Source organism: Aerococcus tenax (assembly GCF_003286645.3).
In the GTDB taxonomy this organism is placed as follows: Bacteria; Bacillota; Bacilli; order Lactobacillales; family Aerococcaceae; genus Aerococcus; species Aerococcus tenax.
Map to the genome: position 1 here is coordinate 78275 of NZ_CP127382.2, position 13080 is coordinate 91354.

Here is a 13080-nt window from a genome sequence, read left to right on the forward strand (position 1 = left end):
GCATGAAGAAAACAGCTTTATGGAAGAACGCTTGGCGGGAGATTAGAAATTCCTGGGCACGCTTCCTAGCCCTCTTTGGCATTATTTTATTGGGGACGGGTTTCTTTGTGGGAATCCGGGCCGCAGCGCCAAACATGTTAAACACTTCCAGCCAATATTATGACGATTATTACTTAGAAGACCTTTCCCTCCAGTCAACCTGGGGGATTCGTTCTGAAGATAAGGAAGCTTTGGAAAGGGTGGATGGGATCGATAGCTTATCTTATAAGACGGTCGACCGTCAGTCCGAAGACTCGGAACTGCTTTATCGGATCTTCCCAAATTTCAATGCCTTAGACGCAGAAGTTAACCATTTCAGGGTGAAGGAAGGCCGCCTGCCTGAAAATGACCAAGAGATTGCCCTTGACCATATGTTGGTCGCTGAAAACCAGGTCGACATTGGTATTGGGGATACCATCACTTTCAACCAAGTGGGTAAGTCTGATAATGACAAGGCCCCCCACCTTAAGCAGGATAGCTTCACGGTGGTTGGCTTTGTCGATTCCCCCATGTATATTGATAAGTTAATCCGGGGACAAACTAGCATTGGAGATGGCGCTTTGGATGCCTTTGCGGTGGTAAGTCCGGATGCCTTTGAAGGTGAATACGACTCAGCCATTTCTATCCGCATCCCTAAAGCCCGTCCCTATCAGGCTTATAGTGAGGACTACGACCATCTGGTTGCTGATAAAAAAGCTGAGGTTGAAGCGGCGGTTGAAGACCGGCCTCAAAGTCTACTGGAACAAGCAAAAAGTGATGGGCAAGAAGCCATTGACCAGGGCCGAGACCAGCTTAATCAGGCCCAGGATGACTTAAACACGAAAAAGAGTGAACTTGACCAGGCCAAGTCGGCTTTAGACCAAGCCCAAGGGCGTTTGGACCAAGAAGTCCAAGGGGTCAAGAGTCAGCTGCCTGAGGGAATGAGTCTAGAGGAAGCTGGTTTAGGCCAAGTTGCTGGCCAATTCCAAGCCAACCAAGACCGGCTCAACCAGGAAAAGGATAAGCTTTCAAAAGGTCAGGCGCAAATGAATTCAGCTAAGGAAGAGCTCGACCAAAAAAACAAAGACTTAGACGAGCAAGCCAAACAGCTAGAAGAACTCCAAGCACCCACTTACCTGGTCAATGACCGGAGCGCCTTATCGGGGATTAGTGAATACGGGGATAATGCTGAACGGATTTCTGCCATCGCCCAAGTCTTTCCTTGGATCTTCTTCTTGGTGGCCGCCCTCGTGTCCTACACCTCCATGTCAAGGATGGTAGACGAGCAACGTAGCCAAGTAGGAACCATGAAGGCGATTGGCTATGGGTCAGGCGATATTGCCATGCAGTTCCTTCTCTATGCCAGCCTAGCCAGCCTCTTAGGAACCGTGATCGGGGTAGGGATTGGGAACTTCCTCTTCCCTAATATTATCTACAACGCTTACCGGATGATGTATACCCTGCCGGATATCCAGTACGGTTTCTACCTGAAAGATATCCTCCTAGCCCTGGGCATAGCCCTCTTAACTACAGTGGGACCGGCCATCTTTACCACCAGCTACTTGCTCCAAGAGAATGCCGCCCAATTGATGCGGCCCAAACCACCTAAGCAAGGGGAACATATCCTCTTAGAGAAATGGCGCTGGTTCTGGAGTCATCTCAACTTCTCGATGAAAATTACTCTCCGTAACTTGTTCCGTTATAAGGGCCGGAACTTGATGACCGTCATTGGGGTGGCCGGTAGTACCGCCTTGGTCTTGACTGGCTTTGGGATTTCTGACTCCATTTCAGGTCTGGCTGACCGCCAATATACCGTGATTGAGTCCTATGATATCGTGGCCCAATACGCCAATGATTTAAATGCGGAAGACAACCAAGCTGTCCGAGAAGCGGTGGAAGCGACTGATGGCGTCGACCAAGTCCTCCATTCCTATACCACTAACCTGGAAACTACTGATCCTAATGTTAATACCCAAACTGTTCGCCTCCGGGTCTTTAATAACGATAGTCCTTACCATGACTTTTACGCTTTCAATGCGGTAGATGACCCAGCGGAATCTTATGACTTAAAAGATAATGAAGCCCTAATAAGTCAAAAATTAGCCCGTTTACTCGGAGTATCTAAGGGAGATACGATTGAACTGGCCAATGAATCCGGGCAAACCATTAGCCTGCCGGTTGGTGGCATTGTAGAATCTTATATCTTCCATGATTGTTTTATCAATGAGAAGACCTATAAGAACCTGATTGCTAAAGATTTACCGGCACCGAATATGGGGCAAATCCAATTAAGCCAGTCAGCCAGCCAAGGGCAGGTCTTGGAAGACTTACAAAACACCGACCATGTCCTGGCTGCTTACGCTAGTCAAAGTCTCCGTGATGCCTTTAATGACACCATTGAAAGCTTAAATGTGGTGACTTTAATTCTTATTATTGCCGCCGCCTTACTCGCCTTTATTGTGCTCTATAGTTTAACCAATATTAATGTGTCGGAACGGATTCGGGAACTATCTACCATCAAGGTCCTTGGTGCCTATCCTAATGAAGTGACTATGTATATCTTTAGGGAAACCTTACTCTTAACCACAGCAGGAATTCTCTTTGGTCTCTTGATGGGCTATGGTCTGACAGGTTATATCCTAAAAACCGTGGAAGTAGATAATTTAATCTTCCCCCACACCATCCACTGGACCTCCTACCTCTATTCCATTGCCCTAACCTATCTCTTTACCCTGATAGTCATGGGGATCATGCATGTCAAACTCAAACACGTCGACATGGTAGAAGCACTGAAAGGGGTCGAGTAGAAGAGGAAAGTGTGACAGTAATACCTTTTGAGCTGAGATTTTTGTCTCAGCTCTTTTTTTGGCTAATTTTCAAGTTATAAAATATTATTGACAGGGATAGATAAATAAAATACAATAAAAAATAAATTAAAGACAGAATTGTCTGATATTTAATAATCAATTAGTAGAGAAAAGGAGGATGAGCTATGAAGATCAAGCGCAATTTAAAGGGGTTGGCCTTAGCCGTCAGCTGCTTAATGATGACTGCTTGCGGGTCTTTAACCCAAACTCAGGAAAAGGCTAATGACCAAGCAGATGTGATTAAGATTGGCGGTAACTGGGAACTCTCCGGTGCCACAGCAGGCTATGGTAGCCCAGGAAATGAAGGGGTGGAATTAGCCGTCGACCAGGTCAACCAGGCGGGCGGAATACTTGGCAAACAAGTGGAATACGTGTCTTTGGACAATAAGTCTACCAGTGAAGAAACCACGGCCAATACTTCGCGGTTAATCTCTAATGACCAAGTATCCTTAATCATTGGTCCAGCTACCACTGGCTTAATGGAAGCGCAGATCTCTAGCGCCTCCTCCCTGCCTGTGATTGCGCCTATGGCAACCGGCGACAGCTTGACTACCGATAGTTACGGCAAGGTCTTAAACAATGTCTTCCGGGTTTGCTTCCAAGATGCCTTCCAAGGGCAAGCCTTGGCTAAGTTTTCTAATGATAACCAGTTCAAGAAAGCTGTTTTAATCCGGGACAATTCGACCGACTATGGGCAAAACTTGACCAATGAATTTAAGAAGTATTTCCAAGGTGAGGTTGTCGATGAATTAGCTTATAATGCTAAGGATACCGACTTCAACTCCCTGGTTACCCGTTTGAAGGCTAAGGAACCCGATGTGATTTTTGTGGCCGGTTACTACGAGGAAGCTGGACCCTTGATTAAGCAAGCTCGTGAACAAGGGGTTAAGGCAGCGATTCTAGGGCCAGATGGTTTTGGTAACCAAGAGATTATTGATCTCGCCGGCAAGCAAAACATGACCAATGTCTATTACACGGCCCATTACACCACCAATGACCCTAGTCCAGAACTCAAGAAATTCATGGAGGCCTACCAAGAAAAATTTGGCCATGCCCCTGATATGTTTGCTGCCTTGGCCTACGATGGGGCGCGTTTAGCCTTTGACGCCATTGAACGGGCCCAATCGCTTGATAACAAGGCCGTCAACCAAGCCCTAGCAGAAACCAAGGACTTTTCAGGGATTACTGGGAACTTTACCATCAACGACCAACATAACCCGATTAAGACCGCCTATGTGCAAAAGGTGGACCAGGGAGAAATTGTTGACACCACACCAATTGAACCCTAAAGGGTTAGCAAGTTGAAGCCATGACTTTTGTCGTGGCTTTTTTATTTCTAAATTTAATCACAAAAGGAAAGCGCCGTTCTATTGACTAAGGGGGCTTGAGCGAGCTGGTCGCAGTCTATTTTAAATATTCTTTATATCTTTTAATTATCCAATATTTCAAAAATTCAGACAATTATCACAAAAGGGCTTGCTTTCTATGGAAAGCCCTGCTAGAATAAGTTCAAGATTATTTCGAAAGGAAGTTTATCCATGTTTAGCTCCCATCAAGCAATTATTATTATTATTAATACTAGGGCTTAACGCTGTTTCAATAAAAAACAGACTAAGTCCTATTCGTGCTTGTTAAAATGAATGGGACTTGGATAAACAATAAAGCCACCCATTCATTCTAAGATGGGTGGCTTTTTCTATGGCTGCTGACTTGAAATAATTGTTATGTAACGCTTCTCTGTTGGCCAACAAATCAGCGTTTGATGATTCTAAGGAAATTGCCGTGAGCAATACTTGAGAAAGGGTTTTAAAGATGAAGAAAAAAATGAAGAAATTAGCCGCCTTATTTGGAACTGCTATGATGCTAGGGGCCTGTGGATCGATGACCGAAACCGCTAAGAATGATTCTGCTAACAGTGATGTGGTGAAGATTGGTGGGAACTGGTCCTTGTCTGGGCAATATTCTGCCTATGGAACCCCTCACGACAACGGGGTCAAAGTTGCCGTTCAAAACCTTAACGATAATGGTGGGGTACTGGGTAAGAAGGTTGAATACGTCAGTGCCGATAACAAATCCGACAACGCTGAATCGACTTCCCAAGCCACCCGCTTAGTGGAACAAGAAGGTGTTAATGTTCTGGTAGGTTCAGACACCACAGGGAACTGTGAAGCGCAAATTCCTGTGGCCCAACAATTTAAGGTGCCTATGGTCGCTCCTGCAGCTACAGGGAATGGCTTGACCCTCGACGATAACGGTAACCTCTACGACTACGTCTTTAGAACTTGTTTCGAAGATGCTTACCAAAGTAAGGAATTAGGGAAGTATGCCGCTCAAAAGGGTTGGAAGAAGGTTGCCGTCTTAAAAGACAATTCCTCTGACTACGGTCAAAACGTGGCCAATGACTTCAAGGCTTCCTTTGAAGAACATGGCGGTCAAGTGGTTGGCGAAGAGTCTTACACTAGTGGAGATACCGACTTTAAGGCCCTCTTAACCAACTTAAAACAAAATTCACCTGATGTTGTCTTTATCGCTGGTTACTACCAAGAAGGTGGATTAATCATCAAACAATTACGGGAAATGGGTGTGAATGCAGCAGTCTTAGGACCTGATGGCTTCGGTAACCAAAAACTCATCGACTTAGCTGGCACAGAAAATGCCCACGATGTCTTCTTCGTGACCCACTTCTCCCATAATGAAGACTCACCTGAAAACGTCAAAGAATTCATCAAGAAATACGAAGATGCTTACGGCACTTCACCTGACCACTTTGCTGCTCTAGCTTATGATGCAACCAACCTCATCGCCCAAGCTATGGAAAAAGCTGGTTCAACAGATAGCGAAGCGGTTCAAAAAGCCTTAGCTGAAACCAAGGACTTCCAAGGGGTGACTGGTAAATTCTCCTTTGATAAAAACCATAACCCAGTCAAAGAAGTCTTTGTCCAAGAACTTCAAGGTGGCCAAGTGGTCGATACTGAAGTGGTTAAATAATCCTTTTAATCCGAGAATTTTTAAATTAGACTTTGTTCATTGAAAATTAGACCTAAAGAGTCTTTGTTATATCGCTAAGTTTCTTGATCTCCACAAAAGTTTGATAAATAATTTCAAAAAAATTAAAAAGTGTTTGACAGAATTGTCAGACTATTTTAGAATATTGAGTATCAGCAATTGAATACTTATTCTTTTGTCAAATTTTAATGAGGAGGAGTTAGCATGAATAAGAAATGGTTGAAAGCCTTTGTGACATTGGGGAGTGTCATGGCCTTAGCCGGCTGCGGTTCGGGTTCCTTGACTGAAACGACTAATCAATCCGCTGAAAATGCAGATGAAATTCGTATTGGGGGGAACTGGGAGTTATCGGGCAACGTTTCTGCTTATGGTGTTGTACAGAACAATGCGATCAAGCTCGCCGTAGATGAAAAAAATCAAGCTGGCGGCCTTCTCGATAAGAAGATCAACTACTTAGAATATGATAATAAGTCCACGACTGAGGAAGCGGTTTCTGGTGCGGAAAAACTCGTTGATGAAAATGCGGCAGTAATTATTGGACCTTCTACCACCAATAATACTGAAGCGACGATTTCAACGGTAACCCGGGCCAAGACCCCTTTGATTTCAGCAACTGCCACTGCTGATAATATTACCCTTGACCAAGAGGGCAATGTCTTGGATTATATCTTTAGAATCTGCTTCCAAGATTCCTTGCAAGGGGGCTCCTTGGCGGAATTCTCTAACAAGGAAGGCTATACTAAGGCAGCGATCATCAAGGATAATTCTTCTGACTACGGTCAAAACCTATCTGACGAATTCCACAAGCACTTTGATGGTGAAGTGGTTCGGGAAGAATCCTATGTGGCTAAGGAATCTGACTTTAACAGTATTTTGAGCAATATTAAGAATTCAGATGCCCAAGTGATCTTCGTTGCTGGTTATTATGAAGAAGCTGGTCCAATTATTAAACAAGCGCGCGAAATGGGCATTGACCTGCCAATTCTTGGTCCAGACGGCTTTGGGAATAAGGAAATTATTAACTTAGCAGGGGAAGAAAACTGGGATAACATTTACTATGCGGCCCACTTCGTTGAAAACGAAGATTCTCCTCAAGAAGTCAAAGACTTCTTAGCGAAGTACCGGGAGACCTACCAATCTGAACCAGATATGTTCGCAGCTTTAGCATATGATGCGGCTAACCTGGCCTTTGACGCCATCGAGCGTGCAGGCACTACAGATGGTGAAGCGGTCCAAAAAGCTCTGGCTGAAACCAAGGACTTTACCGGAGTCACTGGGAACTTCTCTATGGATGAAAAACACAATCCTTCTAAGACTGTCTTTATCCAAGAGGTAAAAGACGGCCAAGTGGTTGGTTCTCAAGCCATCGAAGCGGTTAAATAGTGAAAAAGTTTAATATTTAAAAATTAAAGCAAGCAGAGTTGTCCAAGGGATGACTCTGCTTACTGTTTGTTAATAGGATGTAAGGGCTTTAAAGTGAATTTTTTATATCTAGGTCTAAAAATTATTGAAATAGGATGGAGTGAGAAGTGTGAATAATGTCATTCAACAATTAATCAATGGCGTGGCGCTAGGAAGCATCTATGCCTTGATGGCCTTGGGTTATACCATGGTTTATGGGATTATTGGTTTGATTAACTTTGCCCATGGGGATATTTATATGGTGGGGGCCTTTGTCGGTTTCACCTTGATTACCAATGTGGGAATGGGTGTCTTCCCAGCACTTATTTTAGCTATGTTATTTACTGCTGTATTAGGGGTTATTATTGAGCGGGTGGCTTATAAACCCTTGCGTGGGGCAACCCGGATTGCTGCTTTGATCACCGCGATTGGGGTATCCATGCTCCTACAAAATGTGATGATCTTCCTCAGAGGGCCTGAAGTACGGGCTTTTCCAGCAGATCTGCCTGACTGGTCCTTACAATTGGGAGCCTTTACCATTAACTCCCAACAAATTCTGATCTTAGCGGTAACTATTGTTTTAATGATTGCCTTACAAGTGATCGTACAAAAGACCAAGTTAGGCCAAGCCATGCGGGCGGTTTCGGTTGACCCAGATGCGGCTCAATTGATGGGGATTAATGCCAACACCATTATTTCCTTTACCTTCTTAATTGGTTCAGCCTTAGCAGGTGCAGCAGGGGTGTTAGTAGGGATTTACTATAATTCCATTTCACCATTAATGGGTGTCAATATTGGGACTAAGACCTTTGTTGCAGCTGTGGTCGGCGGGATTGGATCCATTCCTGGCGCCGTTCTCGGGGGCTTGATTATCGGTATTGTGGAAACCTTTGTCTCCATGATCGGTCTTTCCACCTGGAAAGACGCTGCAGTTTATATTATTTTGATTATTATTTTACTGGTCAAACCAACCGGCTTGCTCGGTAAACCGCAAGTAGAGAAAGTGTAGGTGGCAAAGATGAAAGAAAAGAAAACTTCTTGGTTCAATCAGTTTTTCACCAAGACTACTTTAGCTTGGATTGGTGTCATCGTGCTCGGCTTTGTCTTAATGGCAGCCTCCTACATTGCTGGTTTAGTTTCGGCCTACACCCAAAACATTATTATGAATATTGCCATTAATATTATTCTTTCTGTGGGGCTCAACTTAGTGGTTGGTTACGCTGGCCAGTTCTCCCTAGGCCATGCTGGTTTTATGGCGATTGGGGCTTATGTGGGAGCCATCGTTTCCCAAGAAATCCCTGGCCAAGCTGGCTTCTTAGCTGGTTTACTAGCAGGTATGGTAGTGACTGCAGTCGTGGCCTTAATCGTAGGGATTCCTACCCTGCGTTTACGGGGCGACTACTTAGCCATTGCTACGCTAGGAGTTTCTGAAATTATCCGGATTACCATTATGAACTTAGAGATTACCAATGGGGCCGCCGGAATTTCTGGGGTTCCCCGTCATGTGACCTGGATTACCATGTATGTCTTTGTGGTGATTACTACCTTATTAGTGGTTAACTACATTTATTCCAGTCCTGGTCGGGCCACCATTGCTGTCCGTGAAGATGAGATTGCGGCCGAATCAGTAGGGATCCACACCACCACCTATAAGACCCTGGCCTTTGTGATCGGGGCGGTAACCGCAAGTATTGCTGGGACCCTCTATGCCTCCTACTTTGGCGTGATTAACCCCAGTCAGTTTACCTTCCAAAAATCCATCGACATCTTAGTGATCGTGGTTTTCGGTGGGATTGGGTCTATTTCCGGGAGCTTCGTGGCTTCGATCTTATTGGGGCTATTGAATACCTTCCTAGCGCCTTTTGGTCAAGTGCGTCCCATCCTCTATGCGGCCGCTTTGATCTTAATTATGATCTTCAAGCCGTCAGGATTAATGGGTGAATATGAATTCCAATTCTCCAAGCTCTTTAATCGCAAACGAGGGCAATCACAAGCCGTAGCCAAAGAAGAAAGTGAGGACCAATAGTATGAGTATCTTAAGCTTAAGCCATCTCAGCAAGTCCTTTGGGGGCCTAACCGCCGTTTCCGATGTCAGTATTCATGTGGAAGCGGATGAATTGATTGGTTTGATTGGTCCGAACGGGGCCGGGAAAACCACCCTATTTAACTTGATTACTGGGGTTTATGCACCGACTTCTGGGTCCATTGAATTAGAAACCGACCAAGGCAGCCAGTCCCTAGCTGGTCAACGCCCAGACAAGATTAATGAAATGGGGGTGGCCCGGACCTTCCAAAATATACGTCTCTTCGCCAACCGTTCGGTCTTGGACAATGTCCTCATTGCCATGCACAACAAACGCGGAGTCGGGCTTTGGCACAGTCTCCTAAGAACGCCCAAGTACTACCAAAACCGTGATGCCCTCCATGCTAAGGGGATGGAGTTATTAGCCATCTTTGGCCTGGAAGGCTACGCCAATGAAAAAGCCAAGAACCTGCCTTATGGCCAACAACGGGCTTTGGAAATCGTTCGGGCCTTGGCGACTGAACCCAAGATCCTTTTCTTAGATGAACCAGCCGCCGGGATGAACCCTAATGAAACCACGGACTTGAAACAGACTATTCGTAAGATCCAAAAAGAATTTGGAATTTCTGTTGTTCTGATCGAACACGACATGTCTTTGGTGATGGATATTTGTGAACGGATCTATGTTTTGGAATATGGAAAAGTGATCGCTGAAGGTACACCAAGCGAAATCCAAAGCAATCCGAAAGTTATCGAAGCCTACCTAGGAGGTGCCTAGTTCATGTTAGAAATCAAAAATATCAAGGTTGCCTATGGGATGATCCAAGCTATCAAGGGCATTTCCTTTACCGTTAATGAAGGGGAAATTGTTTCTCTGATTGGGGCCAATGGGGCCGGAAAGTCAACCATTCTCAAGACGATTTCTGGACTCTTAAAACCCAGCCAAGGGGAGATTCTCTACAACCATGAACCCCTACAAACTAAGTCCTGTGCCCAAATCGTCCAAGCCGGGGTTTCCCAAGTTCCTGAAGGCCGTCATGTCTTTAGCGGTATGTCCGTTAAGGAAAATTTACTGATGGGAGCCTATACCCGTAAGGACCGCGACAACTTAGCCAGCGATATGGAACGTTACTTTGATTATTTCCCGATTCTTAAGGAACGTTTCAACCAGGACGCGGCGACTTTATCCGGTGGGGAGCAACAGATGCTGGCTATGGCTCGGGCCCTGATGGCACGTCCCAAGCTCTTGCTCTTAGATGAACCGTCTATGGGTCTAGCGCCGATTTACATCCAACAAATTTTTGAAATTATTCAAACCATTAATAGTGAGTTGAATACCACCGTCTTACTGATTGAACAAAACGCTAAGGCGGCCCTAGAAATCTCTGACCACGCCCACGTCCTCGAAGTAGGTAAAATTACCGCTTCCGGAACTGGGAAAGAACTCCTGTCTTCTGAAGTGGTCCAAAAAGCATACCTGGGAGCTTAAAACCTTCCTTAAATAAAATAATAATGACCTAGTAAAACCCTTAGCCGCTGTGGCAACCGTCACAGTGACTAAGGGTTTTGTTTTTGACAAATAGCCTTGATGAGCATGCGTTCTGCTGTAAGCGTCAAATAGGAGAATAGAATTCAAAAAATCTTGATAAGCTAGCGAAGAGTTCTTAAGTACTCTGTATGCTAAACTTATCAAGATTTTTTGTTATTTAAGTAATTCTCTTTTTAATTTTTTTCGACAGATCGCTTGGATAGCGGGATGCCAGGGAAGATAATCTTCAAGCACTTTTTCACTTAGATGCTTTTCATTCGGCATGGCACTTAATAAGAAAGTGAGATATTTTTCAGGATCAAGGCCGTTGGCCTTAGCAGTTTCAATGATCGATAGAATAATTCCAGAATACTGAGCACCTTTAAAAGAGGTAGAAAATAACCAATTTTTTCTACCTATTACGAGTGCTTTTATGCCACGCTCTGCCCGGTTATTGCTCATTTCAACCGCACCATTTTCCAAAAATGCTTTAAAATAAGCTTCATATTTTAAGGCATAGGCGATGGCTGTTACTAATTTTCCTCCAGCAGTAGATGATTCCTCACGAAGGCGTTCGAAAAAGTGGTCAATTTTCACTTTTAAAATTTTCTGGCGTTTATCTAAACGTTCGGTTATCGATAAATCTTGCCATTTCTTTTCTAAAGTGAAAAATTGGTCACATTGTTTTACTGCCCATGAGCTGAGGAATTGACCTTGATATTTTTTAGGTGGTAAGGCATCATAAAACTTTCGTCTTAAATGCGCCCAACAGCCAGCAATAGTCACTCTATTTATTTTTGGATAGACATGCCACATATCGCAATGAATCACACCCTCATATTCAGCCATTCCCTTGGGAAGGTCATTAAAGTCTCGCCCAGGAGAATGGTGGTAGAGATAGATTTGTTGCTGAGTTTCTCGAGAAGAGCACGTTAACCAGTAATAGGTCTTTTCTTTCTCATGCTCAATGACCTTATAACTCGTTTCATCCATATGGATGACTGGCTGTTTGATTAGCTTTCCAGAAAGCAGTCGATAAAGAGGCTCAAAGTAATATTCTGCTGCTTTTTCATGCCAATTAATGAGCGTTTGACGAGAGAGCGGTAAGCCCATCTTTTCCCATTCACCTTCCTGGCGGTAAGCAGGAATTTTCAGCTCATATTTTTGTTGAAGTGAGTGAGAGACAAGACCTGCGGTCGCATAGCTCCCATTAAAGACAGGTTTTGGAACATCCGCACTGATCACCATTTCTTTCCCCGCTTTTTCTGAACAATTCGTACATTTATAGCTATGCTGAATAACATTCTCACAACGAATTTCCGCAGGAACGTAGCGTAACTGTTGGCGAATCTTCTTTTGGCCAATTTCTGCCATTTCTTGTTGACATCCAGAGCAATTGCGATCTTCACCTTCTAAGGTGTAATGAAGATCATAATCAGGAAAATTGTCAAGAATTACTTGTTTACGACCTTTTGGTCGTTTTTTGCGACGATAACTAATCGTTTCAAAAGTTTCATCCTCTTTTTCACTGATCAAATCACTAGCATCGACTTCGAAAAGACTTAGCTGATTATTATCCACTAAGTTTTCTTTCGAACGACCATAGAGCTTTTTCTTCAAATAGTGAATCAATTCATCTTGATGAGCAATCGTTACTTCTTTATTTTTTAGTAGTTTATTCTGATGATTTAATTCATTCTGTTTATTGTCGATGGATGACTGCTGACTGTCGATGACACGTTTTTGATGATTGATCATTTTCTTCAATACTTTAATTTCTTCAAGTAATTGCTGTTCTCTATTTGAAGCCATAGTCATCCTCCTTACTGTTTTTCCTATTTTACCAATTGTTTTGGAAAATGAAAATTTCAATAAAACTTTTTCTTTTGTGTTTTTCTTACAGAACTTTCGATAGAAAAACCATCGAGTAACCATTGCCACTGTTGCTTTGAAATCTGTTTCAATTCTCTATGAGTCTTAGGCCATTGCATTTTACCATCTTCAAATCGTTTGTAGAATAGCCAAAAGCCACTGCCATCCCAATAGAGTGCTTTAAAACGATCATTGCGGGTTCCACAAAATAAAAATAATGACTGACTGAACGGATCCATTTTAAATTCTTCCTGAACAATAGTTGTTAGCGAATCAATTCCTTTCCTTAAATCAGTTTTGCCGTAGGCAATGTAAATATGATGAAGGTCATCCATATTAATAATCATATAAAAACCCTCCTAACT

10 protein-coding genes are annotated in these 13080 nt (G+C 43.7%); 8 read left to right on the forward strand and 2 right to left on the reverse strand.

Going from position 1 to position 13080, the window contains the following annotated elements; translation table 11 throughout:
- The first annotated feature begins 2 nt into the window (after positions 1 to 2).
- The 8 genes from DBT50_RS00385 to DBT50_RS00420 all read left to right on the forward strand — a co-directional run bounded on the left by DBT50_RS00385 (position 3) and on the right by DBT50_RS00420 (position 10804).
- Positions 3 to 2825: an FtsX-like permease family protein gene (locus tag DBT50_RS00385; RefSeq protein ID WP_111852715.1), complete on the forward strand. Its 2823-nt coding sequence runs from the start codon at positions 3 to 5 to the stop codon at positions 2823 to 2825.
- A gap of 185 nt (positions 2826 to 3010) precedes the next feature.
- Positions 3011 to 4174 (forward strand): ABC transporter substrate-binding protein, encoded by a 1164-nt coding sequence (locus DBT50_RS00390; RefSeq protein ID WP_111852716.1) that lies wholly within the window; start codon positions 3011 to 3013, stop codon positions 4172 to 4174.
- A 523-nt stretch (positions 4175 to 4697) separates the two neighbouring features.
- Positions 4698 to 5873 carry an ABC transporter substrate-binding protein gene (locus DBT50_RS00395; RefSeq protein ID WP_111852717.1) on the forward strand — a complete coding sequence of 392 codons (1176 nt, stop codon included), beginning with the start codon at positions 4698 to 4700 and terminating at the stop codon, positions 5871 to 5873.
- A gap of 222 nt (positions 5874 to 6095) precedes the next feature.
- A complete protein-coding gene (locus DBT50_RS00400; protein WP_111852718.1) occupies positions 6096 to 7274 on the forward strand; it encodes an ABC transporter substrate-binding protein in 1179 nt (392 codons plus the stop codon).
- 148 nt (positions 7275 to 7422) lie between these two features.
- Positions 7423 to 8301 carry a branched-chain amino acid ABC transporter permease gene (locus DBT50_RS00405; protein ID WP_076340191.1) on the forward strand — a complete coding sequence of 293 codons (879 nt, stop codon included), beginning with the start codon at positions 7423 to 7425 and terminating at the stop codon, positions 8299 to 8301.
- A 9-nt stretch (positions 8302 to 8310) separates the two neighbouring features.
- Complete coding sequence (locus DBT50_RS00410; protein ID WP_111852719.1) at positions 8311 to 9318, forward strand: branched-chain amino acid ABC transporter permease; 1008 nt, start codon at positions 8311 to 8313, stop codon at positions 9316 to 9318.
- A gap of 1 nt (position 9319) precedes the next feature.
- Positions 9320 to 10093 (forward strand): ABC transporter ATP-binding protein, encoded by a 774-nt coding sequence (locus DBT50_RS00415; RefSeq protein ID WP_111852720.1) that lies wholly within the window; start codon positions 9320 to 9322, stop codon positions 10091 to 10093.
- Between the two features lie 3 nt (positions 10094 to 10096).
- Positions 10097 to 10804: an ABC transporter ATP-binding protein gene (locus DBT50_RS00420; RefSeq protein ID WP_060777531.1), complete on the forward strand. Its 708-nt coding sequence runs from the start codon at positions 10097 to 10099 to the stop codon at positions 10802 to 10804.
- Between the two features lie 213 nt (positions 10805 to 11017).
- On the opposite strand, the gene tnpC is transcribed toward DBT50_RS00420, so the two are convergent.
- Entirely contained in the window at positions 11018 to 12655 is a 1638-nt protein-coding gene (gene tnpC, locus DBT50_RS00425; RefSeq protein ID WP_285936011.1) for an IS66 family transposase, read from the reverse strand.
- 56 nt (positions 12656 to 12711) lie between these two features.
- Complete coding sequence (tnpB, locus tag DBT50_RS00430) at positions 12712 to 13062, reverse strand: IS66 family insertion sequence element accessory protein TnpB (protein WP_111852809.1); 351 nt, start codon at positions 13060 to 13062, stop codon at positions 12712 to 12714.
- Positions 13063 to 13080: the final 18 nt, after the last annotated feature.